At 63.1% G+C, this 24,993-nt stretch carries 19 protein-coding genes; 7 read left to right on the top strand and 12 right to left on the bottom strand.

Annotation, left to right across the window (positions count from 1 at the left end; translation table 11 throughout):
* Positions 1–242: 242 nt before the first annotated feature.
* Complete coding sequence (locus tag RTH74_RS08210) at positions 243–1,583, bottom strand: NCS2 family permease (protein WP_179576345.1); 1,341 nt, start codon at positions 1,581–1,583, stop codon at positions 243–245.
* A 593-nt stretch (positions 1,584–2,176) separates the two neighbouring features.
* Here RTH74_RS08210 and RTH74_RS08215 point away from each other — a divergent pair.
* Positions 2,177–2,944 (top strand): GntR family transcriptional regulator, encoded by a 768-nt coding sequence (locus RTH74_RS08215; protein ID WP_024307768.1) that lies wholly within the window; start codon positions 2,177–2,179, stop codon positions 2,942–2,944.
* 181 nt (positions 2,945–3,125) lie between these two features.
* On the opposite strand, the gene guaD is transcribed toward RTH74_RS08215, so the two are convergent.
* From guaD to xdhA, 4 genes are all read right to left on the bottom strand, one after another.
* Positions 3,126–4,430, bottom strand: coding sequence for a guanine deaminase (gene guaD / locus RTH74_RS08220; protein WP_316914346.1), 1,305 nt, complete (start codon positions 4,428–4,430; stop codon positions 3,126–3,128).
* A gap of 66 nt (positions 4,431–4,496) precedes the next feature.
* Positions 4,497–5,327: a xanthine dehydrogenase accessory protein XdhC gene (gene xdhC, locus RTH74_RS08225; protein ID WP_316914347.1), complete on the bottom strand. Its 831-nt coding sequence runs from the start codon at positions 5,325–5,327 to the stop codon at positions 4,497–4,499.
* A gap of 286 nt (positions 5,328–5,613) precedes the next feature.
* Positions 5,614–8,010: a xanthine dehydrogenase molybdopterin binding subunit gene (gene xdhB / locus RTH74_RS08230; protein WP_316914348.1), complete on the bottom strand. Its 2,397-nt coding sequence runs from the start codon at positions 8,008–8,010 to the stop codon at positions 5,614–5,616.
* 62 nt (positions 8,011–8,072) lie between these two features.
* On the bottom strand, positions 8,073–9,512 hold the full coding sequence (gene xdhA, locus RTH74_RS08235) for a xanthine dehydrogenase small subunit (protein ID WP_316914349.1): 1,440 nt from the start codon (positions 9,510–9,512) through the stop codon (positions 8,073–8,075).
* 610 nt (positions 9,513–10,122) lie between these two features.
* Here xdhA and RTH74_RS08240 point away from each other — a divergent pair.
* The 4 genes from RTH74_RS08240 (at position 10,123) to ligA (ending at position 17,732) form a co-directional block, all read left to right on the top strand.
* Positions 10,123–10,782 (top strand): GntR family transcriptional regulator, encoded by a 660-nt coding sequence (locus RTH74_RS08240; RefSeq protein WP_106735237.1) that lies wholly within the window; start codon positions 10,123–10,125, stop codon positions 10,780–10,782.
* Positions 10,783–10,788: 6 nt separating this feature from the next.
* Positions 10,789–14,277: a chromosome segregation protein SMC gene (gene smc / locus RTH74_RS08245; protein WP_316914350.1), complete on the top strand. Its 3,489-nt coding sequence runs from the start codon at positions 10,789–10,791 to the stop codon at positions 14,275–14,277.
* A 213-nt stretch (positions 14,278–14,490) separates the two neighbouring features.
* A complete protein-coding gene (zipA, locus tag RTH74_RS08250) occupies positions 14,491–15,312 on the top strand; it encodes a cell division protein ZipA (protein WP_099525448.1) in 822 nt (273 codons plus the stop codon).
* Positions 15,313–15,371: 59 nt separating this feature from the next.
* Entirely contained in the window at positions 15,372–17,732 is a 2,361-nt protein-coding gene (ligA, locus tag RTH74_RS08255; protein ID WP_316914351.1) for an NAD-dependent DNA ligase LigA, read from the top strand.
* 219 nt (positions 17,733–17,951) lie between these two features.
* Here ligA and RTH74_RS08260 read toward each other — a convergent pair whose 3' ends face one another.
* From RTH74_RS08260 to RTH74_RS08280, 5 genes are all read right to left on the bottom strand, one after another.
* The gene (locus tag RTH74_RS08260; protein ID WP_099525450.1) at positions 17,952–18,320 is read right to left on the bottom strand and encodes a glutaredoxin family protein; all 369 of its coding nucleotides are present in this window, start codon (positions 18,318–18,320) and stop codon (positions 17,952–17,954) included.
* Positions 18,321–18,385: 65 nt separating this feature from the next.
* Positions 18,386–18,931 carry a GTP cyclohydrolase I FolE gene (gene folE / locus RTH74_RS08265; protein ID WP_074680367.1) on the bottom strand — a complete coding sequence of 182 codons (546 nt, stop codon included), beginning with the start codon at positions 18,929–18,931 and terminating at the stop codon, positions 18,386–18,388.
* Positions 18,932–19,008: 77 nt separating this feature from the next.
* Complete coding sequence (locus tag RTH74_RS08270) at positions 19,009–19,566, bottom strand: Smr/MutS family protein (protein ID WP_106735240.1); 558 nt, start codon at positions 19,564–19,566, stop codon at positions 19,009–19,011.
* Between the two features lie 101 nt (positions 19,567–19,667).
* Positions 19,668–19,988 carry a hypothetical protein gene (locus tag RTH74_RS08275; protein WP_099525452.1) on the bottom strand — a complete coding sequence of 107 codons (321 nt, stop codon included), beginning with the start codon at positions 19,986–19,988 and terminating at the stop codon, positions 19,668–19,670.
* An 81-nt stretch (positions 19,989–20,069) separates the two neighbouring features.
* Positions 20,070–20,666: a cysteine hydrolase family protein gene (locus tag RTH74_RS08280; RefSeq protein ID WP_099525453.1), complete on the bottom strand. Its 597-nt coding sequence runs from the start codon at positions 20,664–20,666 to the stop codon at positions 20,070–20,072.
* A 155-nt stretch (positions 20,667–20,821) separates the two neighbouring features.
* Here RTH74_RS08280 and RTH74_RS08285 point away from each other — a divergent pair, with 155 nt between their 5' ends.
* Positions 20,822–20,950 carry a hypothetical protein gene (locus tag RTH74_RS08285; RefSeq protein WP_256579520.1) on the top strand — a complete coding sequence of 43 codons (129 nt, stop codon included), beginning with the start codon at positions 20,822–20,824 and terminating at the stop codon, positions 20,948–20,950.
* A 78-nt stretch (positions 20,951–21,028) separates the two neighbouring features.
* Positions 21,029–21,949: a 50S ribosomal protein L3 N(5)-glutamine methyltransferase gene (prmB, locus tag RTH74_RS08290; protein WP_316914352.1), complete on the top strand. Its 921-nt coding sequence runs from the start codon at positions 21,029–21,031 to the stop codon at positions 21,947–21,949.
* A 116-nt stretch (positions 21,950–22,065) separates the two neighbouring features.
* Here prmB and RTH74_RS08295 read toward each other — a convergent pair whose 3' ends face one another.
* Together RTH74_RS08295 and RTH74_RS08300 are read right to left on the bottom strand one after the other, a co-directional pair.
* A complete protein-coding gene (locus RTH74_RS08295; RefSeq protein WP_316914353.1) occupies positions 22,066–22,890 on the bottom strand; it encodes an NAD(P)-dependent oxidoreductase in 825 nt (274 codons plus the stop codon).
* 94 nt (positions 22,891–22,984) lie between these two features.
* The gene (locus tag RTH74_RS08300) at positions 22,985–24,973 is read right to left on the bottom strand and encodes an acetyl/propionyl/methylcrotonyl-CoA carboxylase subunit alpha (RefSeq protein ID WP_316914354.1); all 1,989 of its coding nucleotides are present in this window, start codon (positions 24,971–24,973) and stop codon (positions 22,985–22,987) included.
* Between the last annotated feature and the right edge of the window lie 20 nt (positions 24,974–24,993).

Below are 24,993 nucleotides of genomic sequence, written 5' to 3' on the forward strand. Positions count from 1 at the left end.
GATCGGCAAATGGCCTTGCCATTCGTAGGATGCGCCGTATGCACCGAATTCGAGATGCTTCAGCAGGGCGAGTGCAGGTGGTGCGCACGGCGCACCCTACCGGGCGATCTTGGTTGCGTAGCCCGGATCAAATCCGGGTATGGGCTGACGCTGTGCTTATGGCTCGCGTGCCTGCCGTTACCGAGACAAACGAAAACCCCGGCACCAAGGCCGGGGTTTCGTTCAGCGCCTGGTGTTAGCCGTCAGAGGAAGGCGAACTTGGCGATGAAAATGATGCACAGGGCGTACAGGCTCAGCGATACCTTGTCGCTCTGACCGGTCAGCAGCTTCAGCGTGGCATAGGTCAGAAAGCCCAGGGCGATGCCGTTGGCGATGGAGAAGGTCAACGGCATCATCACCACGGTGACGATGGCCGGGATGGTGTCGGTATGGTCCTTCCAGTCGATGTGCGCCATGCCGCTCATCATCAGCATCGCCACGTAGATCAGTGCGCCGGCGGTGGCGTAGGCGGGAATCATGCCGGCCAGCGGGGCGAAGAACATTGCGGCGAGGAACAGGAAGCCGACGGTGATGGCCGTCAGGCCGGTGCGGCCACCTGCGGCAACGCCTGCGGCGCTCTCAACATAGCTGGTCACCGGCGGGCAACCAACGACGGCACCGACGACGCTGGAAGTGGAGTCGGCTTTCAGCGCCTTGGACAGGTTCTGGATCTTGCCGTCTTCGTCCACCAGGTTGGCGCGGTGTGCCACACCCATCAGCGTGCCGGCGGTGTCGAACATGTTCACGAACAGGAAGGCCAGGATCACACTGATCATCGCCACGTTGAACGCGCCGGCAATGTCCATAGCAAGGAAGGTCGGGGCCAGGCTCGGTGGCATCGACACCAGGCCGCCGTATTCCACCAGGCCCAGAGCCCAGCCGATGGCGGTTACGCCGAGCATGCTGAAGAGAATGGCGCCGAACACATTGCGGTGGCTGAGCACGGCGATCAGCAGGAAGCATACGGCGGCGAGCAGCGCCGACGGGTTGCCGAACGAGCCCATGGTCAGCAGGGTGGCTGGGCTGTCGACGACGATCCCGGCAGTCTTCAGACCGATCAGGCCGAGGAACAGGCCGACCCCGGCACCCATGGCGAAGCGTAGACTCATCGGAATGCTGTTGAGCAGCCATTCGCGGATCTTCGACAGGCTCATGATCATGAACAGCACGCCGGAGATGAACACGGCGCCCAGTGCGATCTCCCAGCTGTAACCCATCTCGCCGACGACGGTGTAGGTGAAGAAGGCATTCAGGCCCATACCCGGCGCCAGGCCGACCGGCCAGTTGGCGTACAGGCCCATGAGGAAGCAGCCCAGCGCCGCACCGATGCAGGTGGCGACGAAGGCCGCGCCATGATCGATGCCCGCGGTAGCCATGATGTTGGGGTTGACGAAGATGATGTAGGCCATGGTGACGAAAGTCGTCAGGCCGGCCAGCAGCTCGGTCTTGATGGTGGTGCGGTGCTCGGTCAGTTTGAAGAAGCGGTCGAGCAGACCACCGCTTGCCAGTTGATTCGCGTGTTGTTCTTGTTTGACGCTTTCCACAGCGGGTACTCCTCATCTCTCTTGTTGTGTACCGCCCAGAGCGTTGCGCATGAACAATGCTCTCTGAGGCAGGCGGTGTTTTCGACGGTGCTTCCTGGCTAAGTTGTTGACCGAGCGGTCAAGAAGTCACTCAGGCGCGATTATGCTGTTGTATACAAAAAATGCAATTAATGTTTTTAGTGTTGCATGAATCGCACTAGTCGAACGCGCGGATTGAGAAACGAGCGGATTTGGCGACAATCCTTTCGGGTATTTAAATAAAATTCATATAAAACAATAAGATATGTTTGTTGCGTGATCGGTGGCTGTAACCGATCAAGCGTCGGTGCGGCGACCTGAGCGGGTCCTTAGCCACTAATGAACTGAGAGGGCGGCTGTATATAAGGAAAGAATTTGTTGTTCTGCGTTCACCTATAGCTGAGGTTCGGACGATGCTCAGCTACGACGTCGTACAACGAGTGGTGTGATGGCTGATTGACTTGTGTACAATTGCCTCAATTTTTTTCTGATGTTTTTTCGCTCGGAGCTTGTCAGCTACCGGGTAGAACACAGTAGAGTCGCAGTGTCGCCGACTCTCATTGACGCGAGCCAGAATGAACGATCAATTGCAGCCTCTCAAGAAGCAGCCGCGCGTGGGCAAAAGCAGCCGCAGCGGGACTCAGGACGATGTCGTATATGCCCACATCTTCGATGCCATTCTCGAACAGCGCCTGGCGCCTGGCACCAAGCTGAGTGAGGAGGCGTTGGGTGAGATCTTCGGCGTTAGCCGCACCATCATTCGTCGCGCCCTGTCACGTTTGGCCCACGAGGGTGTGGTGCTGCTGCGCCCGAACCGCGGTGCGGTAGTGGCCAGCCCGAGCGTCGAAGAAGCGCGGCAGATCTTCTATGCGCGCCGTCTGGTCGAGCGTGCCATCACCGAGCTGGCCGTCGAGCACGCCACCGCTGAGCAGCTCGCTGAGCTACGGCAGATGGTCAAGGACGAGCAAGACAGCTTCTCGCGCGGTGACCGGGGCGCCGGTATTCGTCTGTCCGGCGAATTTCACCTGAAGCTGGCCGAGGCCGCGCGTAACGCGCCGTTGGTAAGCTTCCAGCGCAGCCTGGTGTCGCAGACCTCGCTGATCATCGCCCAGTACGAAAGCGGCAGCCGCTCGCATTGCTCCTACGACGAGCACAACCAATTGATCGACGCCATCGAAGCGCGCGATGCCGAGCGTGCGGTGCACCTGATGATGCATCACATGGATCACATCGACAGCAAGCTCAACCTGGACGAGGAAAGCGCGTCGGACGATCTGCACGCGGTGTTCTCGCACCTGCTGCAGACCAAGAAGAAACCCGGCCGCAGCGCTGCCAATCGCTGATCGACTGCGTGTAACAAGAAAGCCCCGGTGCTCGCGCATCGGGGCTTTTTCGTTGTGGAGATGATCTGGCTGAGGTGAAGCGCATTTGTGTAGGAGCGAATTCATTCGCGATGCTGTAGGGCATTGCCTACAGCCTGATCGCGGATAAATCCGCTCCTACGAGGTGCGTAGATCGTCGTCTTCAATCGCGCTGGTGCACCGATACACCCGCGGCGAAGGTCTCTTTCACGGTGCGGTCATCGCCGAGCATGGTCAGGGCGAACAGGCGTTCTTCCAGGCTCTTGGCCTGCTGCATGCGGTAGCTGATCAGTGGCGTGGCATTGTAATCCAGCACCAGGAAGTCGGCGTCCTTGCCGGGCATGAAGTTGCCCAGCTTGTCGTCCAGATACAGCGCGTTGGCGCCGCCCAGTGTGGCCAGGTACAGCGACTTGAACGGATCGAGCTTCTTGCCCTGTAGCTGCATGATCTTGTAAGCCTCGTTCAGCGATTGCAGCTGGCTGAAGCTGGTGCCACCGCCGACGTCGGTGCCGAGACCGACGCGTACGCCATGTTCTTCCAGCTTGTTCAGGTCGAACAGGCCGCTACCCAGGAACAGGTTGGAGGTCGGGCAGAAAGCCACAGCCGAGCCGGTCTCGGCCAGGCGCTTGCACTCGTCGTCGCACAGGTGCACGCCATGGGCGAACACTGCGCGCGGGCCGATCAGCTTGTGGTGGTCGTAGACGTCCAGGTAGCCCTTGCGCGCAGGGAACAGCTCCTTGACCCAGGCCACCTCAGCCTTGTTTTCGGAAATGTGGGTGTGCATGTACAGGTCCGGGTACTCGCCGAACAGCTTACCGGCCAGATCCAGCTGCTCCGGTGTACTGGTGGGAGCGAAGCGCGGGGTGATGGCGTAGTGCAGGCGACCTTTGCCGTGCCAGCGCTCGATCAGCGCCTTGCTCTCGGCATAGCCGGTTTCGGCGGTGTCGGTCAGGTAGTCCGGGGCGTTGCGATCCATCAGCACCTTGCCGGCGATCATGCGCAGGTTGAGCTTGTCGGCCTGCTCGAAGAAGGCATCCACCGACTGCGGGTGCACGCTGCCGAATACCAGGGCGGTGGTGGTGCCGTTGCGCAACAGCTCCTTGAGGAAGATCGCCGCCACGTCGCTGGCATGCGCCTTGTCTTCGAACTGTCTCTCGGTGGGGAAGGTGTAGGTGTTGAGCCAGTCCAGCAACTGCTCGCCGTAGGAGGCGATCATGCCGGTCTGCGGGTAGTGGATATGGGTGTCGATGAAGCCGGGGGTGATCAGTGCATCGCGGTAGTGCTGGACCTCGACGCCCGCCAGCTTGGGCAGCAGCTCGGCGGCTGCACCAACCTGGGCGACCTTGCCGTTTTCGATCAGCAGAATGCCGTCCTCGAAATACTGATAGGACTGCTCGACACCGACCACGGCCGGGTCGGCAAGGCTGTGCAGGATGGCGGCGCGGTAGGCTTTGCGGGTGTTACTCATTATTCGAAATCTCATGCGTAGGGTGCGCCATGCGCACCGGAAAAATAGGGGCGGTGGCGGCCCGGATCAGGACCGGCGTGAGGCCGGAAGCAGCTTGGCGACGCTGGATTCGCCTTTCTTCACGTCCTGGCCGAAGCTTGCGTTGTAGGTGGCGATCACCTCGCCGGCGATGGATACGGCGATTTCCACCGGCAGTTTGCCTTTCACTTCGGCCAGGCCCATGGGACAGCGCATGCGTGCCATCAACGTTTCCTCGAAGCCACGTTCGCGCAGGCGATGCTCGAACTTGACACGCTTGGTTTTCGAGCCGATCAGGCCGTAGTAGGCGAAGTCGCCGCGTTTGAGGATCGCCGCGGTCAGCTCCAGATCGAGCTGGTGGTTGTGGGTCATGACGATGTAGTAGCTACCAGGCGGCATGTTCTCCACCTCGTCGACCACCTCCTCATTGATGATCTTCTGCGCGCCGGCGGGGATGTGTTCGGGGAATTCGTTCTCCCGTGAGTCGATCCAGCGCACCTTGCACGGCAGGCTGGCCAGCAGCGGCACCAGCGCGCGGCCGACGTGACCGGCGCCGAACACGGCGATCTGCGCCTGTGGCTGCCCCATGGGCTCGAACAGCAGCACGGTGGCGCCGCCGCAGCATTGGCCAAGGCTGGCGCCAAGAGAGAAGCGCTCCAGGCGGGTGTCCTGGCTGCGGCTGGCGAGCATCTCGCGCGCCATCTCCATGGCCTTGTATTCCAGATGACCGCCGCCGATGGTTTCGAAGATGCGCTCGGCGGTGACCACCATCTTCGAGCCGGCATTACGTGGCGTCGAGCCGCGCTCTTCGATGATGGTCACCAGAACGCAGGCTTCACCTTGTTGTTGCAGGTCGGCGAGGGCGCTGATCCAGCTCATTTGCTCAGCCTCCAGGAAGGCGTGGTTTGTCCCGGGCGCGGTAGACGCCAGTTGCTCGGCGACGGGGCCAGAATCGGCTCTGGTGCCGGGCGAGCGGGTGGTGTATTCGGTTCGGTGTGTTTTGTCATTGTTGTACACCCATTCATCATTTCTTCGCAGTCGCAGGTCTGTGGGAGGCGCTTTCGGCTCGAGCATCCTGCTTCGCTCTACCTCCTGCATCCCTGCAGTCGCAGCGGCGACAGTCGCGGCTAAAGCCCCTCCCACGGCAGCCTGAGGCTGCGCCAGGTCAGGCCGGTTCGACCTCGGCAGTGCTGGCTGCCTTGCTCTGTGCCTTCAGCTTGCGCATCTGCTCCACACCCCAGAGCACGCGCTCGGGGGTGGCCGGCGCGTCGATCTGCGGCTGCACCTTGTAATCGGCCAGGCTGGCCACCGCGTCCTTCAGCGCGCACCAGGCGGCGATGCCGAGCATGAACGGCGGCTCGCCGACTGCCTTGGAGTGGAACACGGTGTCTTCCGGGTTCTTGCGGTTCTCCACCAGCTTCACGCGCAGGTCGATAGGCATGTCGGCGATGGCCGGGATCTTGTAGCTGGCCGGGCCGTTGGTCATCAGTTTGCCCTTGGCGTTCCACACCAGCTCTTCCATGGTCAGCCAGCCCATGCCTTGGACGAACGCGCCCTCGACCTGGCCGATGTCGATGGTCGGGTTCAGCGAGTCGCCGACGTCATGCAGGATATCGCCACGCAGCATGCGGTATTCGCCGGTCAGGGTGTCGACCAGCACCTCCACGCAGGCCACGCCGTAGGCGTAGTAGTAGAAGGGGCGGCCAGCCGCCTTGTCGCGGTCGTAGTAGATCTTCGGGGTGCGGTAGAAGCCGGTCGAGGACAGCGAGACCTGGCCGAAGTAGGCCTTCTGGATCACCTCCTCGAAGGACAGGAAGTGATCGCGCACGCGCACCTGGCCATTGCGGAATTCGATGTCTTCCGGGGTGACCTTGTACTCGCGCACCAGGAAGTCTACCAGGCGCTGCTTGATGGTCTCGGCGGCGTTCTTCGCCGCCATGCCGTTGAGGTCGGTGCCGCTGGAGGCTGCAGTGGGCGAAGTGTTGGGCACCTTGTCGGTGTTGGTGGCGGTGATCTGGATGCGCTCGATATCGACCTGGAACACTTCGGCCACGACCTGCGCGACCTTGGTGTTGAGGCCCTGGCCCATCTCGGTGCCGCCGTGGTTCAGGTGGATCGAGCCGTCGGTGTAGATGTGGATCAGCGCGCCAGCCTGGTTGAGGAAGGTGGCGGTGAAGCTGATGCCGAATTTCACCGGGGTCATGGCCAGGCCTTTCTTCAGTACCGGGCTTTTCTGGTTGAACTCGATGATCTCGCGACGGCGCTTGGCGTACTCGGCGCTTTCCTCAAGCTCGGCGGTCATCTCGTGGATGACGTTGTGCTCGACGGTTTGGTGGTAGTGGGTGACGTTGCGCTCGGTCTTGCCGTAGTAGTTGGTCTTGCGCACTTCCAGCGGGTCCTTGCCCAGGCTGCGCGCGACGGCGTCCATCACTTCCTCGATGGCAACCATGCCCTGCGGGCCGCCGAAGCCGCGGTAGGCGGTGTTCGACGCGGTGTTGGTCTTGCAGCGGTGACCATTGATGGTGGCGTTGCCGAGGAAGTAGGCGTTGTCCGAGTGGAACATGGCGCGGTCGACGATGGAGCCGGACAGGTCCGGCGAGTAGCCGCAGTTGCCGGCCAGGTCCATCTCGATGCCGTGCAGCAATCCGTCGTCATCGAAGCCGACGTCGTACTCGACGTAGAAGGGGTGACGCTTGCCGGTCATGCTCATGTCTTCGACGCGCGGCAGGCGCATCTTGGTCGGCCGGCCGGTGAGGTGCGCGATCACCGCGCACAGGCACGCCGGGCCGGCGGCCTGGGTCTCCTTGCCGCCGAAACCGCCGCCCATGCGGCGCATGTCGATGACGATCTTGTTCATCGGCACGCCGAGTACTTCGGCCACCAGCTTCTGTACCTCGGTCGGGTTCTGCGTCGAAGTGTAGACCAGCATGCCGCCGTCTTCGGTCGGCATTACCGAGGATATCTGGGTTTCCAGGTAGAAGTGTTCCTGGCCACCGATATGCAGGGTGCCCTGCAGGCGACGCGGGGCACTGGCCAGCTTGCTGGCCGAATCGCCGATGCGATGGGTGTGGCTGGCGAGCACGAAGTGCTTTTTGCGGTAGGCGTCGACCACATCGAGCACCGGCTCCAGGTCCTCGTACTCGACGATGGCGGCCATCGCTGCCTTACGTGCAGTCTCCAGGCTGTCGGCGGCTACTGCCAGCACCACCTGGCCAACGTACTCGACCTTGCCGTCGGCCAGCAGCGGATCACCGGCGACCACTGGGCCGATGTCCAGCTGGCCCGGCACGTCATCCTTGGTGATGGCGATGGCTACGCCTGGAATCTCGTAGCAGGGGCTGGTGTCGATGCGCACGATGCGCGCATGGGCACGATCGGACTGGCGCGCGTAGACGTGCAATTGATTGGGGAATTCCAGACGGTCGTCGACATAGACCGCTTCGCCGGACACGTGCTTGTCCGCGCTCTCGTGCTTGACGCTGCGGCCCACGCCGCTGGTCATGCCGGCGCGGAACAGGGCGGCCAGCTCTTCCTGGGATTTGTGTTCGATATGACTGGACATCTTCGCCTCCAAAACTTCGCATGCCGCCGGGTGCGCCGGCGGCGTATCAATTCACTGCACGCTTACGCGTAGGCGGTAACCCGGGTTTCGATCTCGGGCGACTGCTGCTCCAGGAAGAACTTGCGCAGCAGGTTCTGGGCAGTGAGCAGGCGGTATTCCTTGCTGGCGCGGAAATCCGACAGCGGGGTGAAGTCCTCAGCCAGCGCGTTGCAGGCGCGTTCGATCACGCCCGGATACCAGGCCGAGCCGACCAGGGCCGCTTCGCAGGCGCTGGCGCGTTTGGGGATGGCGGCCATACCACCGAAGGCGATACTGGCTTCGGTGACCACACCTTCTTCGATGGTGAGGTTGAAGGCTGCGCAGACGGCGGAGATGTCGTCGTCCAGGCGCTTGGACACCTTGTAGGCGCGGAACGCCTGGTTGGCCTGGACGCGCGGCACGATGATCTTCTCGATGAATTCGGCTTCCTGACGAGCAGTCACCTTGTAATCGAGGAAGTAGTCCTGCAGCGGCAGGATGCGGCGTGTGTTGCCCTGGCGCAGAGCAATCTGCGCGCCGAGGGCGATCAGCAGCGGTGGGGCATCGCCGATGGGCGAGGCATTGCCGATGTTGCCACCCAGGGTGCCCTGGTTGCGGATCTGCAGCGAGGCGAAACGGTGCAGTAGCTCGCCGAAGTCCGGGTATTCGCGCGACAGCGCTTCGTAGCAGTCGGATAGTGCGGCGGCAGCGCCGATTTCGATGGCGCTGTCGGTCACTTCGATGCGCTTCATGTCTTCGATATGGCCGACGTAGATCATCACCGGCAGTTCACGGTGGAACTGGGTGACTTCCAGGGCCAGGTCGGTGCCACCGGCAAGCAGGCGTGCCTCAGGGTTGGCGGCGTAGAGGTCGGCCAGGTCGGCCACGGTCAGCGGTACCAGGCAGCGTTTGTCGCCGCTATTGAGCTCGGCCGTCTCGCGCGGAGCGATGCTCTTGAGTCGGGCCACGGTATCGCTTTCGAAGGCATCGAACTGATCCGGCTGCTTCTGGCAGCAGGCTTGTTCGGCGGCGTCGATGATCGGGCGGTAGCCGGTGCAGCGGCACAGGTTGCCGGCCAGGGCCTCCATGGTTTGGCCCTTGTCGTACCCGGTGGAGTTCTTCTGCAGGGCGAACAGCGACATGATGAAGCCGGGGGTGCAGAAGCCACACTGCGAGCCATGGCAGTCGACCATCGCCTGCTGCACGCTGTGCAGCTTGCCCTTGTGTTTGAGGTCTTCGACGGTGATCAGTTGCTTTCCATGCAGGCTGGAAACGAAGGTCAGGCAGGAATTGAGGGTGCGGTAGCGTACGCGGTCGCCCTCAAGCTCGCCCACCACCACGGTGCAGGCACCGCAGTCGCCGGAGGCGCAGCCTTCCTTGGTTCCGGTTCTGCCGACATGCTCACGCAGGTAATTGAGCACGGTGACGTTGGGGTCCAGGGCATGCTCTGTGCGCAGCTCCCGGTTGAGTAAAAACTGGATCAAGGACGACCTCCAGGCACTTTATTGTTATGAATCGGTGGCTCGCCGGGTATGTGCGCGCATTGCAAGGCCCCGGGCGTGATTGGCCATGGAGGCAATCTAGAGTTTTCTGACTTTTGGGTCAACAAATATTTGACCTAGTGGTCAGCTGCTTGTCATGCGTTTCGGTTATGAGCGCGGCGGGCTGGATTCATGCCCTGAGCGTAGCGGGTTTCGTGCCAGCGAGCGCTCTGCTGCGGGTCTTTCGCAGGGTGTCGCGGCGCCGCCTGGGCTTTGCGCAGTGAGGCTTTTCGCGGAGCAGCAGGTGCGTACGACCGCAGCCTCCCTGCAATATGAAGCTCGCAAGCTAGCGTTACAGGAGTCATCGGGTGTGCTCGAACGAGGGGCTCCAGCCAACTGCGACTCACTCAGTTGGTGCTCTCCACCTGCTTAGTCGGGCGCGTGGAGCGCGCGCTATGGACCGCTGTAGGCGTGACGCAGCACCTGATTGCGGAGCTTGGCCCGGTAACGCCCTGTGGTACACTTGCCGCCAGATTTTCTTGCTCCCGCCCAGCCGTGGCGGGGCTCCCAGACTCGACCGCCTGCCCCTGGATCGACGTAAATAAGGAATGTCATGACGTTCAAGGCCCCGGACAGCCTCGCCGAGCAAATCGCGCATTACCTGGCCGAACGCATCATTCGCGGTGAGCTCAAGGAACGTGAGCGCATTCAGGAGCAGAAAGTCACCCAGGCCCTTAACGTCAGTCGTGGTTCGGTACGCGAAGCGCTGCTGATTCTCGAGCGCCGTCATCTGATCGTGATCCTGCCGCGCCGCGGTGCCCAGGTCAGCGAACTGACCCCGCACCACGTCACCAGCCTCTATGCGCTGAGCATCGAGCTCTACATCATGCTGGCGCGCGCGGTGATCGAGCGCTGGAAGGTGGAAACCGACCTGGCGCCTTTCATCGATATCCAGCAGCGCCTGCTGGCCAGCCTGGAGCGCGGTGATATCGGCGCCTTTGTCGAGAACAGCTTCGACGTGATGCGCGCCGCCTTTCCCTTCGCCGACAACCCCTATCTGCAGGAAACCCTGGAGAATCTGCTGCCTGCTATCAGCCGCACCTACCACCTGGCGCTGGAGCGGCGCAAAGGCGAGATGGGCCAGTTCATGAATACCTTCGCCAGCCTGCTGCAGGCGATCATCGCCCGCGACCCAGTGAGTGCCCGCGAGGTGCTGCAGGCCTATGGTGAGCACAACTGCCAGCTGGTGCTGGCGACTTTGGCCGAGCGATAAGCCCAGATGCGCCTGAAGAGCATCAAGCTGGCGGGCTTCAAGTCCTTCGTCGATCCGACGACGGTAAGCTTTCCCAGCAACATGGCGGCGGTGGTCGGGCCCAATGGTTGCGGCAAGTCGAACATCATCGACGCCGTGCGCTGGGTGATGGGCGAAAGCTCGGCGAAGAACCTGCGTGGCGAGTCGATGACCGACGTCATCTTCAACGGCTCCAACACGCGCAAGCCGGTGACCCAGGCCTCCATCGAGCTGATCTTCGACAACAGCGACAACTCGCTGGTGGGTGAATACGCCGCCTTCGCCGAGATTTCCATTCGCCGCCGGGTGACCCGCGACGGGCAGAACATCTATTTCCTCAACGGCACCAAGTGCCGTCGCCGCGACATTACCGACATCTTCCTCGGCACCGGTCTGGGGCCGCGCAGCTACTCGATCATCGAACAGGGCATGATCAGCAAGCTGATCGAGGCCAAGCCCGAGGAACTGCGTAACTTCATCGAGGAAGCCGCCGGCATCTCCAAGTATAAGGAGCGCCGCCGCGAGACCGAAAACCGCATCCGTCGTACCCAGGAAAATCTGGCACGCCTGACCGACCTGCGCGAAGAGCTGGAGCGCCAGCTCGAACGCCTGCACCGCCAGGCCCAGGCGGCGGAGAAGTACCAGGAATACAAGGCCGAGGAGCGCCAGCTCAAGGCGCAACTGCTTGCCCTGCGCTGGCAGACGCTGAACCAGCAGGTCGGCAGCCGCGAGCAGGTGATCGGTGATCAGGAAGTGGCCTTCGAGGCCCTGGTGGCCGAGCAGCGCAGCGCCGATGCCGCCATCGAGCGCCTGCGCGACGGTCACCACGAATTGAGCGAGCGCTTCAACCTGGTGCAGGGCCGCTTCTATTCCGTGGGCGGCGATATCGCCCGTGTCGAGCAAAGTATCCAGCACGGCCAGCAGCGCCTGCGCCAATTGCAGGATGACCTGCGCGAAGCGGAAAAGGCGCGCCTGGAAACCGAATCGCACCTGGGGCACGACCGCACCTTGCTGGCCACTCTGGGCGAAGAGCTGGAAATGCTCCTGCCCGAGCAGGAGATGACCGCCGCCGCTGCGGAGGAATCCGCCGCCAGCCTGGAGGAGGCCGAGGCCGCCATGCACGGCTGGCAGGAGCAGTGGGACGGCTTCAACCAGCGCAGCGCCGAACCGCGCCGCCAGGCTGAAGTGCAGCAATCGCGCATCGCCCAGTTGGAGCAGAGCCTGGAGCGTCTGGCCGAACGCCAGCGCCGTCTCAACGAAGAATTGCAGCAACTGGCGGCCGATCCCGAAGACGCCGCCATTCTCGAATTGAACGAACAGCTCGCTGCCGGTGAGTTGGAGCATGAAGCGCTGCAACTGGCCGAAGAACAGCAGGCCGAGCGCCTACAGCAACTGCGCGAGGAATTGCAGCAGGCCGGCCAGGCCCAGCAGCAGGCGCAAGGCGAGCTGCAACGCCTGAACGGTCGCCTGGCGTCGCTGGAGGCGTTGCAACAGGCTGCGCTCGATCCGGGGCAGGGCGCTGGCGAGTGGCTGCGTGAGCAGAACCTGCTGCAGCGTCCGCGTCTGGCCGAAGGCCTGCGCGTCGAGTCCGGCTGGGAGCTGGCGGTCGAGACCGTGCTCGGTGCCGACCTGCAGGCCGTGCTGCTGGATGATTTCGCCGGCCTGGATTTCTCTGCGCTGGAGCAGGGCGAGCTGCGCTTGGCCAGCCCGGCTTCGGGTGGTGTGCGGCGTGCCGGCAGCTTGCTGGACAAGATCGAGTCGAGCCACGACCTGTCACCCTGGCTAGCCGGCGTGCGCCCGGTGGAATCCCTGGAGCAGGCGCTGGCGGCCCGCGCGCAACTGGTGGACGGCGAAAGCCTGATCAGCCGCGACGGCTACTGGGTCGGTCGGCATTTTCTGCGCGTACGTCGTGCTGCCGAAGCCGACAGCGGCGTGCTGGCGCGTGGCCAGGAGCTGGAGCGTCTGCAACTGGAACGTGAGGAGCGCGAAGCGGCGCTGGCGCAACTGGATGAGCGTCTGCTGGGGCTGCGCGATGATCAACGTCGTCAGGAAGAACAACGCGAGCAGCAGCGCCGTCAAGGCCAGGAACTGGCGCGCCAGCTGGCTGAGCTGAAGGCCAAGCTGTCCGCGAGCCAGGCCAAGGCCGAGCAGTTGGGCTTGCGCCGCCGCCGTCTGCAGGACGAGCTGCAGGAGGCCGCCGAGCAGCGCGAGATCGAGCAGGAACAACTGGGCGAGTCGCGTCTGCAATTGCAGGACGCACTGGATGCCATGGCGCTGGATAACGAGCAACGTGAAAGCCTGCTGGCCAGCCGTGACAGCCTGCGCGAGCGCCTTGATCGCGTACGTCAGGAAGCCCGCCAGCACAAGGATCATGCGCACCAGTTGGCGGTGCGCGTCGGTTCGCTCAAGGCGCAGCACGATTCCACCCGTCAGGCGCTGGAGCGCCTGGAGATGCAGGCCGAGCGCCTGCATGAGCGGCGCGAGCAGTTGTCGCTGAATCTGGAAGAGGGCGAGGCGCCGCTGGAAGAGCTGCGTATCAAGCTCGAAGAGCTTCTCGAGCGGCGCATGGCGGTGGACGACGAGCTGCGTCAGGCGCGTTTGGCGCTGGAAGATGCCGATCGTGAGTTGCGTGATGCCGAGAAACGCCGCACCCAGGCCGAGCAGCAGGCGCAACTGCTGCGCAGCCAGCTGGAGCAGCAGCGCATGGATTGGCAGTCGCTCAACGTACGGCGCAAGGCGTTGGCCGACCAGCTCGCCGAGGACAATTACGACCTGCACGGGGTGATCGCCACGCTGCCGGCCGAGGCCACGGAAAGCGCCTGGGAAGAAGAGCTGGAGCGCATGGCCGCGCGTATTGCTCGTCTCGGGCCGATCAACCTGGCGGCTATCGACGAGTATCAGCAGCAGTCCGAGCGCAAGCGCTATCTGGATGCTCAGGACGCCGACCTGGTCGAGGCGCTGGAAACCCTGGAGAACGTCATCCGCAAGATCGACAAGGAAACGCGCAATCGTTTCAAGGACACCTTCGATCAGATCAATGGCGGTTTGCAGGCGCTCTTTCCAAAAGTTTTCGGTGGCGGCAACGCTTATTTGGAACTCACCGGCGAAGATTTACTCGATACCGGTGTAACCATCATGGCGCGGCCCCCGGGCAAGAAGAACAGCACCATTCATTTGCTCTCCGGTGGAGAGAAAGCGTTGACCGCTTTGGCATTGGTGTTTTCCATCTTCCAGCTCAATCCGGCGCCGTTCTGCATGCTGGACGAAGTGGATGCACCGCTGGACGACGCCAACGTCGGGCGCTATGCGCGGCTGGTCAAGGAGATGTCGGCGACGGTGCAGTTCATCTACATCACCCACAACAAGATCGCCATGGAAATGGCCGATCAACTGATGGGGGTTACCATGCACGAGCCGGGTTGTTCGCGCCTGGTGGCGGTGGATGTCGAGGAGGCGCTGGCGATGGTGGAGGCGTGATGGCAGAACGCCGCGAGATTAACTGAATATAGGCAAAACCTTATGTGGCTCCCTGTGTAAAGTTGCCTTTCGTCGTGCTAGCTTATTGCCCACTTTTGTTACACGCGGAAAACGTCAGATAGAACATCAAGTTGGCGTCGCGTTTTATAGTCGAGTTGTGATCCGGTTGATTGGATCTTTTTTTCACCAGAATTATTAAGGGTCAGGTATTTCATGGAATTCGGTCTGCGCGAGTGGCTGATCGTTATTGGCATCATCGTTATCGCTGGCATTCTTTTCGACGGCTGGCGCCGTATGCGCGGTGGCAAGGGCAGGCTCAAGTTCAAGCTCGACCGCAGCTTCGCCAACATGCCTGATGACGACAGTGACCCGGACCTTCTCAGCCCGCCGCGTGTGGTTAATCGCGACCACGAGCCGCAGCTGGACGAAGACGAACTGCCGTCGATGACTGCCAAGGACCTGCCGCGTCGTCCACGCAACGAACCGCAGCAAGGTGATCTCAACCTGGCCGTCGATGAGCCGGTGCCGACTCTGCTCAATCCGGTCGATGACGAACCCGTCGAGCCGAAAAAAGCCGCCAAGCCAGCCGCTGATGCCGCGCCGGTGGAAGAGGTGCTGGTGATCAACGTGGTCGCCCGCGATGATTTCGGTTTCAAGGGCCCGGCTCTGCTGCAGAACATTCTCGAAAGTGGCCTGCGCTTCGGCGAGATGGATATTTTCCACCGCCACGAAAGCATGGCTGGCAATGGCGAAGTGCTGTTCTCCATGGCCAACGCTCTCAAGCCGGGCACCTTCGATCTGGACGACATCGAAGGCTTCAGCACCCGCGCCGTGAGCTTCTTCCTCAGTCTGCCTGGCCCGCGTCATCCCAAGCAGGCCTTCGACGTGATGGTCGCTGCCGCGCGCAAGCTGGCCCACGAACTGGGCGGCGAACTGAAGGATGACCAGCGCAGCGTGATGACCGCGCAGACCATCGAGCATTACCGCCAGCGCATCGTCGAATTCGAGCGCCGGCAGCTGACCCAGAAACGCTGAAACATCAGTGCATTGCAAAAGAGCAGCCGAGGCTGCTCTTTTCGTTTGAGAGACCGAGCATGACCGACGCCGCCCAACGTATTTCCGAACTGCGCAACGAACTGGACGCGCACAACTACCGTTACTACGTGCTGGACGAGCCGAGCGTACCCGACGCCGAGTACGATCGCCTGTTCCGCGAATTGCAGGCGCTGGAAGCAGATCACCCTGAGCTGGTTACGCCGGATTCGCCGACCCAGCGCGTCGGCGGTGAGGCGCTCAGCGCCTTTGGTGAGGTGCGTCATGAAGTGCCGATGCTTAGCCTGGGCAACGCCTTCGAGGAAGACGACCTGCGTGCCTTCGACCGCAGTGTGCAGAACGGCCTTGGCGTGCCGGGCGGTGATCTGTTCGGCGGCGGCGCCGAGATCGAATACAGCTGCGAACCCAAGCTTGACGGCCTGGCCGTCAGCCTGCGTTACGAGAATGGCCAGTTGGTGCGCGGTGCTACGCGTGGCGATGGCAGCACCGGCGAAGATATCACCAGCAACGTGCGCACCATCCGCAACGTGCCACTCAAGCTGCAGGGCGAGGGCTGGCCGCAGGTGCTGGAAGTGCGTGGCGAGGTATTCATGCCCAAGTCCGGCTTCGAGGAGCTCAATGCACGGCAGGCCGAGATTGGTGGCAAGACCTTCGCCAACCCACGCAACGCCGCTGCCGGCAGCCTGCGTCAGCTCGACCCGAAAATTACCGCCAGCCGCCCACTGGAGTTCTGCTGCTATGGCGTCGGCCAGGTCAGCGGTGAACTGCCGGGGACCCAGGTGGCCATGCTGCAGCAGCTGAAAGCCTGGGGCGTGCCCATCAGCCGCGAACTGAAGCTGGCCAAGGGCGTCGAGGCCTGCCTGGACTACTACCGCGATATCGGCGCGCGGCGCATGAGCCTGGCTTATGACATCGATGGCGTGGTGTTCAAGGTCAACAATATCGAGGATCAGCAGCAGCTGGGCTTCCGTGCGCGCACGCCGCATTGGGCCATCGCCCACAAGTTTCCGGCGCAGGAAGAGCTGACCGAGCTGCTCGACGTGGAGTTTCAGGTAGGCCGTACTGGTGCGGTGACGCCGGTTGCGCGTCTGCATCCGGTCAAGGTGGCAGGTGTGATGGTGGCCAACGCAACCTTGCACAACATGGATGAAGTTGCGCGCCTCGGCGTGATGATCGGCGATACGGTGATCATCCGCCGCGCCGGTGACGTGATCCCGCAGGTGATGGCAGTGGTGCCCGAGCGTCGCCCGGATAATGCGCGCCCGGTGCATATCCCCGAGCAATGCCCGGTGTGCGGTTCAGTCGTGGAGCGCACACAACTGGTCAAGCGCAGCAAGGGCAAGGAGTCGCTCAGCGAAGGCTCGGTGTATCGCTGCGTCGGTCGCCTGAGCTGCCAGGCGCAGCTCAAGCAGGCGATCATCCACTTCGTCTCGCGCCGCGCCATGGATATCGAAGGCCTCGGCGACAAGACTATCGAGCAACTGGTGGACGAGAAGCTGATCGCTTCGCCGGCCGACCTGTACAAACTGACCTTCGAGCAGATCATCGGTCTGGAAGGCTTCGCCGAGGTGTCCAGCAACAAGTTGCTGGCGGCCATCAGTGACAGCAAGCGGCCGACCCTGGCGCGCTTTATCTACGCCCTGGGTATTCCCGATGTAGGCGAGGAAACCGCCAAGGTGCTGGCGCGCTCCCTGGCCTCGCTGGAGCGCGTGCGCAAGGCGCTGCCGCAGGTGCTGACCTACTTGCCGGATATTGGCCTGGAAGTCGCGCACGAGATCCATAGCTTCTTCGAGGATGAGCACAATCAGCAGGTGATCAGCGCCTTGTTGGGCGAATGCGGCCTCGAACTGCAGGAGGAGGGCGAACTGAGCGCCGAGTTCTCGGCCGTCGCCACCCTCGGCGGCATGCTCGACAAACTGAATATTCCGAGTGTCGGCCCCGGAGCGGCGCAGAAGCTGGCGGAGCGTTTCGGCAGCCTGGAGGGCGTGCTTGGCGGCGATTGGCTGGACATGCGCCAGACCCTGCCGGAAAAGCAGGCCAAGGCCGTGCGTGAGTTCTTCGACAATGCTGAGAACGCCCAGCTCGCGCGCGCCATCGAGCAGCAACTGCGAGATTTCGGCATGCACTGGGAAAGCGAGAAGAAGGTCGCAGAAGGCCTGCCACTGGCTGGCCAGACCTGGGTGCTCACCGGCACCCTGGAAGTGATGAGCCGCGGCGTGGCCAAGGAAAAACTGGAGAGCCTTGGCGCCAAGGTGGCTGGTTCGGTATCGGCCAAGACCCATTGCGTGGTGGCCGGGCCAGGTGCCGGTTCGAAGCTGGCCAAGGCTAGCGAGCTGGGGGTGAAGGTACTGGACGAAGCGCAGTTCCTCGACCAGCTCAAGGTCTACGGTATCGAGCCCTAATAGGCTGTTCGCGAGCAGAGCTCGCTCCTACAGAAACAGGCAAAGATACGCCGATCTTGTAGGAGCGGCTTCAGCCGCGAAAGTACCCGTGCCGGATCGTCGAGAGCCTGCAGGCCTGGACGAAGTTCAGGTGCCGAATTCTGAACCTGCAGGAGCCGGCTTGCCGGCAATCCTTTACGGAGACATCGCCGGCAAGCCGGCTCCTGCGGAAAGCTTGGCTCAACCAGCGAAGCGCTGATCCAGATAGGCGATGATCGCCTTCGACTCGTACAGCCAGGTGCTCTGGCCGTTTTCCTCGATGCGCAGGCACGGCACCTTGATGCGGCCGCCGTGCTGCTCCAGCGCCTGACGATGTTCAGCATCGTTCTTGGCGTCGCGCAACTGCACCGGCAGGTTCAGGCGGTGCATATTGCGGCGTACCTTGACGCAGAACGGGCAGGCGTGGAACTGGTAGAGCGCCAGGTTGGCCGTGGCGCGCTCGACCTCGGCTTGCGCTTCGGGGCTGCGCTTGAGCTTGCGCGGGCGGCTGATCCAGTCGACGAACACGACGAGCTGACCCAGGCCGATACGAAGGGCTTTGAGCAACATCTTTCTAACTCCTGAAATGCCGACGGCCGTTCACCGAAGTGAGCGGCCGTCGTCTGGGGCTTGGCTCAACGAACCAGATTGAGGAACTCGCCGCGGGTCGCCGGGTTGCTGCGGAATTCGCCGAGCATCACCGAGGTGACCATGGAGGAATTCTGCTTCTCCACGCCGCGCATCATCATGCACATGTGCTGCGCTTCGATGACTACCGCCACACCCAGCGCGCCGGTGACCTGCTCGACCGCTTCAGCGATCTGGCGGCTGAGGTTTTCCTGGATCTGCAAGCGGCGGGCGTACATGTCGACGATACGCGCCACCTTGGACAGGCCCAGCACTTTGCCGTTGGGAATGTAGGCGACATGAGCCTTGCCGATAAACGGCAGCAGGTGATGCTCGCACAGCGAGTACAGCTCGATGTTCTTCACCAGCACCATCTCGCTGTTGTCGGAGCTGAACAGCGCGCCGTTGGTGACTTCTTCCAGCGTCTGCTGATAGCCACGGCAGAGGTACTGCATGGCCTTGGCGGCGCGCTTGGGCGTGTCCAGCAAGCCTTCGCGGGAAACGTCCTCACCAAGTTGGCCAAGGATCGCGGTGTACTGTTGTTCCAGGGACATGGAAAATCCTGTTGGGTATCGAATGGGCGCAGGGTAGGGCGCCGACAGGGGCCTGGCAAGAGTGCCAGGTTCTCTGATTACTCGTCGCGACCATCCATCATGGTGCGCTTGAGGATGATGTACACCGCGCCAGTACCGCCGTGTTTGGCTACGCAGGAGCTGAAGCCCAGTACTTGCGGGTGCTGGCGTAGCCAGGTGTTCACATGGCTCTTGATCATCGGCTTGCGCCCGTCCATGCGCACCGCCTTGCCGTGGGTGACCCGCACGCAGCGGATCTCCAGCTTGGTGGCTTCGGCAAGAAACTCCCACAGCGTGTCGCGCGCTTTCTCAACGCTCATACCGTGCAGGTCGAGGCTGCCGTCGAAGGGGATCTGGCCCAGCTTGAGCTTGCGCATCTGGCCGTCCTGCACGCCGTTACCAGCCCAGTACAGCGGGTCTTCGGCGCCCACGTCGATGACGAACTGATCAGACAGGCCATCCACCTTGATCTCGCCCTGGCTGATGGTCGCAGCCTGGCGCAGGGTGTTGAACTGTTTACGGTCAGCTTTGGGTTTGCCGGTGTCGGCACGGTCGTGCTTGAGCGGCTTGACGCCGCGCAGTTCGGCCTGGAACAGGGAAAAATCGTCGTCTTGCATCGGAGGCTCCGCGAAACAGGCCACCATTTTATGGGCTGCCGGAGCGGGCGGCCACCCTGTTGGCCATCACAGCACGAGGTTGGCTGATGGTCGCTGGACCGTCAGTCGCGCTTTTTCATCAGCGAGGGCGACAGGCTCAGATCACTGGGGCGGCGCAGGCGTCTGCGGCAGCGACGCCAGAAGGCGATGCCGGCCCACAACAGAAACAGGCCGAACAACAGCAGGACGATGGCCTCGCCGGTGGAGTCGTTGAGCGCCCCCAGCACTGGTGCACGACCCGCCAGTGAGGCGACGCCGGCCATCGCCAGGAGAATACCGAAGGCGGCGAGCAGGGCGCCCAGGCCGGCTCCGATACGCAGGCGCCAGTTTCTCGGCTGGCGCGGGCGCAGGCGGCGTGCATCGAAATCGTCGGACAGCTTCATTCCGATTTCCTTTGGTTTATCGGCGGTATGACCGGCTGGTCGCGCTCAGGTTCCGCTGCACTGGCAAGACTGCTACCGCTTTCACACCAGCGACTTGGCGTGCGGCACCAGGGTGGCGAAGTTATCGCCCAAGGCGATCATCTCGATGCGGTGCACTTCGGCGGCGGCAATCACGCTGCCATCTGGTGCGGGCAGGTCGCGGGTAGCGCAGGCAGCGTCGACCAGAGTGCAGCGGTAGCCATAGTCCTTGGCGGCGCGAACGGTGGTGCTGACGCTGGAGTGGGTCATGAAGCCGCAGACGATCAGGTCCAGGTGGCCGAGTGCCTGCAGGCGATCATGCAGCTCGGTACCGGCAAAGGCGTTGGGCAGGCGTTTCTCAACGACGATCTCGCCAGCCAGCGGGGCCGCTTCCGGCAGGTGACGACCGCGCGGGCCGCTGGGATCGAGCAGGCCGCCGGGAATGCCGAGGTGCTTGACGTGAACGATGTCGGCACCGGCGCTGCGTGCCGCTGCCAGCAGGTTGGCGATCTCGGCTAGTGCAGGGTCCAGGCCCGGCAGCGCCAGCACGCCGCTGCGGTATTCTTCCTGAGCGTCGATGATCAGCAGGGTCGCATTGTTCAGGCTGGCCGGCGCGTGGCCACGACCGGTGAGCTGGAACATGGTTTGCGGATGGGACATCTCGGGCTCCTGGCTGATGGTGATAATGTGCCATTGTCCGCTTGCCAGAGCGCTCTGTGAACCTCTATCTGCGCCAAGGCTTGCTCAGTGCGTTTGGCCGGAGCAGAATCGGAACTGCCCTGAAGGACTCAGGGTCGTACGCAAAAGGAGTTGCCATGTCACTTTTGTCGCAATATTCACCGCATTTCTGGCTGTTGTTCTCCATCGCCGTGGCCATCGCTGTTCTGCGCGAGCTGCGCCGTCCTGATGATGATGCGCTGCGCAAGAAGCGCGAGCGGTTATGAGCATTCGTTAACCCGCCATTCATGCGCTAGCCACCTGCACTGGGCTAAACTTCCGCACTTTTCACCCGGAGGCCGCCCGTGACTGCTCTCACTACCCGTTTACGCACCCTGCGCGATTACATCCGCTGGGCCGTCAGCCGTTTTCAGGCCGAGCAACTGTTTTTCGGCCACGGCACCGACAATGCCTGGGACGAGGCGCGCCAGCTGGTGCTTGGCGCAGTGCACTTGCCCTGGGAAATCTCCGACGCCTACCTCGATTGCCGCCTGGAAGACGACGAGCACGCCCACTTGCAGGCATTGCTCAAGCGCCGCATCGAAGAGCGTGTGCCCACCGCCTACCTGCTCGGCGAAGCCTGGTTCTGCGGTTTGCCCTTCGTCGTTGATGAGCGCGTGCTGGTGCCGCGCTCGCCGATTGCCGAGCTGATCGACCGTCATTTCGCCCCCTGGCTGCCGACCGAACCGGTGCGCATTCTCGACCTGTGTACCGGCTCCGGCTGCATCGGTATCGCCTGTGCCTACGAATTCCCCGAAGCGGAGGTGGTGCTGGGCGATCTGTCGTTCGACGCGCTGGAGGTGGCCAACCTCAACATCGAGCGCCACGGCCTGGAGGATCGCGTTTACTGCGTGCAGGGTGATGGCTTCGCCGGTTTGCCAGGGCAGCGTTTCGACCTGATTGTCTCCAACCCGCCTTATGTCGACGCCGAAGATTTCGCCGACATGCCGGCGGAATACCAGCACGAGCCGGAGATGGGCCTGGCCTGCGGCAATGATGGCCTGGATCTGGTGCGACGCATGCTGGCCGAGGCGGCCGATCACCTCACCGAGCGTGGTGTGCTGATCGTCGAGGTGGGCAACAGCCAGGTGCATGTCGAAGCGCTATACCCGGAAGTGGACTTCACCTGGCTGGACTTCCAGCGTGGCGGGCATGGTGTGTTCCTGCTGGCGGCCAAGCAGTGCCGCGAGCATCAGGAGTTGTTTCGTTCGCGTATCGAAGGCTGATTCGCCGGTGCGCGCGGCGCACCCTACGGATCCGGGCTACGAAGTCGAAATGGTATTCCCTCTCCCCAGCCCTCTCCCATGAATGGGAGAGGGGAGCGTGGCGTATCCAGTCGTGCTCAATCGACAAACAGATCCGGTACCAAGCTGCCGCCAGCGGGATCGAAGCGATACGGCTCGAAGTCGCTGACGCCCTGTTCGCGCAGGATGTCCTCGTCGATCAGCAGGCGGCCGGTGATGCTGCGGCCCTGGCTGGCAAGGATCGCGTGGGCCGCGTCGGCCATGATCGCCGGGGTGCGTGCGCGCTTGAAGGCGTCGCGGCTGCCCAGCTCGAACTCGATGGCGGCGGTGGCAATCATGGTCTTTGGCCACAGCGAGTTGACGCTGATGCTGTACTTCTTGAACTCCTCGCTCATGCCCAGGGTGAGCATGCTCATACCGTATTTAGTGACGGTGTAGGGGCCGTGCTGGGCGAACCACTTGGCGTCGAGGTTGAGCGGCGGGGAGAGGTTGAGGATATGTCCGCCGGCGCTCTTCTTGAGATAGGGCAGGGCCGCCTGGCTGCAGACCATCACCGCGCGGGTGTTGATCTGGTACATCAGGTCGAAACGCTTGGGTTCGAGTTTCTCCACGCCCACCAGCTTGATCGCCCCGGCGTTGTTAACCAGGGCGTCGATGCCGCCGAAATGCTCGGCGGCCTGGGCCATGGCCGCCGCCACGGCCTGTTCGTCGCGCACGTCCAGCTGCAGCGCCAGAGCCTTGCCGCCAGCGGCTTCGACCTCGGCGGCGACGCTGAAGATGGTGCCTTCGAGTTTTGGGTGCGGTTCGGCGCTCTTGGCCGCAATGACGATGTTGGCGCCATCGGCGGCGGCCTTGAGGGCGATCTCGCGGCCGATGCCACGGCTGGCGCCAGTGATGAACAGGGTCTTGCCGGAAAGTGACATGGACGTGCTCCTTCTTGTTGTTATGGGGCTGTGGGAGGGGCTTTAGCCGCGAGCATTGTTCATCGCGGCTAAAGCCCCTCCCGCGGTGATGTGGTCAAACCTCGGCGGCTTCGATTTCCACCAGCAACTGGCGATTTTTCACCTGGTCGCCCTGGCTCACGCCGACGCGGCGAACGATGCCGTCGACACCAGCCTTGAGCGGGTGCTCCATCTTCATCGCTTCCAGCACCACCAGCAGTTGCCCCTTGCTCACGCTGGCGCCCTCGGCGACAAGGACGTCGACGATGGCGCCATCCATCGGTGCCTTCACCGCGCCGCTGCTCGCGGCGTTCTGGCCGCCGGCCGGCTCGTGGGTGACATCAACCAGTTCCAGGTTGCCGTGCTCACCATACAACCACAGGTGCTCGCCTTCGATGTGGTAAGCCTGGCGGCGGCGCACACCGTCCAGTTCCAGGGTCAGCCAGCGACCGTCGCTGGCCAGCAGGCGCAGGGACAGCTGTTCTTCGCCACGACGCACGCAAAGGTGCGCTTGGGCGCCGCTGGCGAGCACGTCCAGCTCCACGGCGTGCTTGTGCTCGCCCTGCTTGAGGACGAAACGCCAGGGCGCGCTGCCGGCGCTGCGCCAGCCGGACAGGCCGGGTTGGTGCGCACGGGCGTCGGCCGAGACCTGGTAGAGCAGGGCGGCGGCCATGGCCAGCTCGGCAAGGCTGGCGGTATGCGGATGCAGGCTGGGGTCATCCGCGAAATGCTCGGCGATGAACGCCGTGGTGGCGTTGCCGGCAGCGAACTCCGGGTTCTTGAGCAGGTTGGCGAGGAAGCGCTGGTTGCCGTTGACGCCGAGCAGCACGCATTGCTCGACGGCGCGTACCAGCTTGCGCCGGGCTTCGTCGCGGGTTTCGCCGTAGGCGATGACCTTGGCCAGCATCGGGTCGTAGAAAGGGGTGACGGCCTGGCCTTCGACCAGGCCGTGGTCGATGCGTACGCCGGCCAGCAGCTCGGGCTCCCAGCGCAGCACTTGGCCGGTTTGCGGCAGGAAGCCGGCGGCCGAGTCCTCGGCGTACAGGCGCACTTCCATGGCGTGGCCGGTGAGGCGAATGTCGTCCTGTTGCAGTGGCAGGGACTGGCCTTCGGCGACGCGAATCTGCCAGGCCACCAGATCCTGCCCGGTGATCAGCTCGGTAACCGGGTGCTCGACCTGCAAGCGGGTGTTCATTTCCAGGAAGAAGAACTCGCCGCTGGTGTCGAGCAGAAACTCCACGGTGCCGGCGCCGACGTAGTTCACCGAGGCTGCAGCCTTGACCGCCGCTTCCCCCATGGCCTTGCGCAGATCCGGCGTCATCACCGGGCAGGGTGCCTCCTCGACCACCTTCTGGTGGCGGCGTTGCACCGAGCAGTCACGCTCGCCAAGGTAGACGATAGTGCCGTGCTGGTCGCCAAAGACCTGAATCTCCACGTGGCGAGGGCGGATCACCGCGCGTTCGAGGATCAGCTCGCCGGAGCCGAAGGCGTTCTGCGCCTCGGAACGGGCGGTGCGAATCTGCCCCAGCAGTTCGGCGGATTCGTGCACCAGGCGCATGCCGCGGCCGCCGCCACCGGCGCTGGCCTTGATCATCAGCGGGTAGCCGATGCGTTCGGCTTCGCTGGCCAGGGTGTCGTCATCCTGGGCGGCGCCTTCGTAGCCGGGGATGCAGGGCACGCCGGCCTCCAGCATGGCGATTTTGGACAGGCGCTTGCTGCCCATCAGGTGGATGGCCTCCACGGTCGGGCCGATAAAGACGATGCCAGCCGCTTCGCAGGCGCGGGCGAAGTCGGCGTTCTCGGAGAGGAAGCCATAGCCGGGGTGGATGGCGTCGGCGCCGGTCTTGTGCGCGGCGTCGATGATGGCGTCGATGCGCAGGTAGGACTGGTTGACCTGGGCCGGGCCGATGCACACGGCTTCGTCGGCGATCTGCACGTGGCGGGCGTCGGCATCGGCCTCGGAGTACACCGCCACGGTGCGGTAGCCGAGTTCGATGGCGGTACGCATCACCCGGCAGGCGATCTCGCCGCGGTTGGCGATCAGGATCTTGTTGAATGCGGGCATCTTTGTGCTCCTGTGGGGCG

It is taken from the genome of Pseudomonas sp. zfem001 (genome assembly GCF_032621725.1).
In the GTDB taxonomy this organism is placed as follows: domain Bacteria; phylum Pseudomonadota; class Gammaproteobacteria; order Pseudomonadales; family Pseudomonadaceae; genus Aquipseudomonas; species Aquipseudomonas sediminis.

What these genes read in the sequence shown, in the direction of transcription:
- RTH74_RS08215 (WP_024307768.1), top strand. Translation starts at nt 2,177, where the DNA reads ATGAACGATCAATTGCAGCCTCTCAAGAAGCAGCCGCGCGTGGGCAAA.
- guaD (WP_316914346.1), bottom strand. Translation starts at nt 4,430, where the DNA reads ATGAGTAACACCCGCAAAGCCTACCGCGCCGCCATCCTGCACAGCCTT.
- xdhC (WP_316914347.1), bottom strand. Translation starts at nt 5,327, where the DNA reads ATGAGCTGGATCAGCGCCCTCGCCGACCTGCAACAACAAGGTGAAGCC.
- xdhB (WP_316914348.1), bottom strand. Translation starts at nt 8,010, where the DNA reads ATGTCCAGTCATATCGAACACAAATCCCAGGAAGAGCTGGCCGCCCTG.
- RTH74_RS08240 (WP_106735237.1), top strand. Translation starts at nt 10,123, where the DNA reads ATGACGTTCAAGGCCCCGGACAGCCTCGCCGAGCAAATCGCGCATTAC.
- smc (WP_316914350.1), top strand. Translation starts at nt 10,789, where the DNA reads ATGCGCCTGAAGAGCATCAAGCTGGCGGGCTTCAAGTCCTTCGTCGAT.
- zipA (WP_099525448.1), top strand. Translation starts at nt 14,491, where the DNA reads ATGGAATTCGGTCTGCGCGAGTGGCTGATCGTTATTGGCATCATCGTT.
- ligA (WP_316914351.1), top strand. Translation starts at nt 15,372, where the DNA reads ATGACCGACGCCGCCCAACGTATTTCCGAACTGCGCAACGAACTGGAC.
- RTH74_RS08260 (WP_099525450.1), bottom strand. Translation starts at nt 18,320, where the DNA reads ATGTTGCTCAAAGCCCTTCGTATCGGCCTGGGTCAGCTCGTCGTGTTC.
- folE (WP_074680367.1), bottom strand. Translation starts at nt 18,931, where the DNA reads ATGTCCCTGGAACAACAGTACACCGCGATCCTTGGCCAACTTGGTGAG.
- RTH74_RS08270 (WP_106735240.1), bottom strand. Translation starts at nt 19,566, where the DNA reads ATGCAAGACGACGATTTTTCCCTGTTCCAGGCCGAACTGCGCGGCGTC.
- RTH74_RS08275 (WP_099525452.1), bottom strand. Translation starts at nt 19,988, where the DNA reads ATGAAGCTGTCCGACGATTTCGATGCACGCCGCCTGCGCCCGCGCCAG.
- RTH74_RS08280 (WP_099525453.1), bottom strand. Translation starts at nt 20,666, where the DNA reads ATGTCCCATCCGCAAACCATGTTCCAGCTCACCGGTCGTGGCCACGCG.
- RTH74_RS08285 (WP_256579520.1), top strand. Translation starts at nt 20,822, where the DNA reads ATGTCACTTTTGTCGCAATATTCACCGCATTTCTGGCTGTTGTTCTCC.
- RTH74_RS08295 (WP_316914353.1), bottom strand. Translation starts at nt 22,890, where the DNA reads ATGTCACTTTCCGGCAAGACCCTGTTCATCACTGGCGCCAGCCGTGGC.
- RTH74_RS08300 (WP_316914354.1), bottom strand. Translation starts at nt 24,973, where the DNA reads ATGCCCGCATTCAACAAGATCCTGATCGCCAACCGCGGCGAGATCGCC.